The organism is Acidithiobacillus sp. TH-A36, from assembly GCF_057473445.1.
Window position 1 is genome coordinate 1 of the sequence record NZ_JBYCKP010000685.1, and the last position, 1,293, is coordinate 1,293.

Here is a 1,293-nt window from a genome sequence, read left to right on the forward strand (position 1 = left end):
ATGTAACACGTTTTGAGCAATGACATGAATGTCCGTCTTCATGACGTTCCTCCAAAATATCCATTAGATTACGCCAAATAAACGTGCGCCTTATCCATAAGTAGGCGCTCCAAAAAGCGTCAAGATAGCTCATCGCCAGAAGGCTAGATGCACAGCCGGTTACTGAGTATAAAAATATATAGCACAGCCCTTTGTTTCTTGCAAGATTCTGATTAAATACCTCAAAAGGCCTTATGCCTGGTTCCACCAATGGCCGCGCTTTCTCTACGCAGGGGGTTATCCCTGTAGGACGCAGGAGCCAGCGGCCTGCAGGTTCGCAGAAGAGGCCTGTCGCGGGATCAAATTGATCCCGTCGTTTCCTGTCCTCCATCCATCACAGGGCTTATTGGCCCCACAAATAGCGGGCCTACTAAAAAACGACTTTTAGAATAAAGCCGAATTTCGCCATTTTTTAACGACCAAAATATCGCTTATCCTTGATACAGTTTGCCTATCCTCCATGGGTCCGTGAGGTTTTTAGAATTCGGTCCATTCTTATGCCGCACACCCGCATCCCTTCCGGATTGAATATTTGCAAAAAGGAACTTGCTGCATGGGCTGTATAATTGGATTCATGATTTGTTTGTGAAGGGGAGGCAATATGGCACTCATTAGAGCGCGGGATATGAGAAGGGCTCCCAGGCATTGGGCGCTGATTGGTCCTCGGCTTGTCGGAAAGAGCACGTTTCTCACGGCCATGGCCAAGACGATTCTTGTGGTGGACACAGAAGGTCGTGGACGCGAAATCGATGGCGTCAATAACTGCGAAGTGTTTCTGCCGGACGTGTTGGACCGTCAGGACCCGCTTGCCATTTCGCAAGCACTGCGCCGTGATGCACAGGATATTCAGGAAGCAGGCATCCAGTTAATCGCTATTGATTCACTCACGCCGATTTACAAGCGCATGGCTGCTGAAGCCCTTGCGAAGAACGAGCGCAGGCTGAACAAAAACAAATCCTCTGCATTTGTAGACAAGGCCAACGCCATTCGCCTTTTCCAGGACGCGGCGGTTTCTCTGGGCACCGATGTGGCGATGATCTGGCACTACGAAACCGGACGTGATGGAAACGGCAAGGAAATTCGGAACCAGACCATTTCCGAGATGGAACGGCAGAAGCTGGCCCGGTCTCTGAATGGCATGATCGAACTGAAACGGGAGAAAAATCGACGCGTTGCGCGGATTGTCTGGTCCCGGGCCGGCGGCAGGGCTTTGCAGGGAGTGGAAATTGTCGATGAGCAAGGCTTCTGGAAGGG

Annotated in this window: 1 protein-coding gene; it reads left to right on the forward strand. The window is 50.8% G+C overall.

Annotation, left to right across the window (positions count from 1 at the left end):
* Positions 1-640: 640 nt before the first annotated feature.
* Positions 641-1,293: AAA family ATPase (locus AC2VLY_RS17045; RefSeq protein WP_486893556.1), on the forward strand; the 653-nt coding region annotated here is incomplete at its 3' end.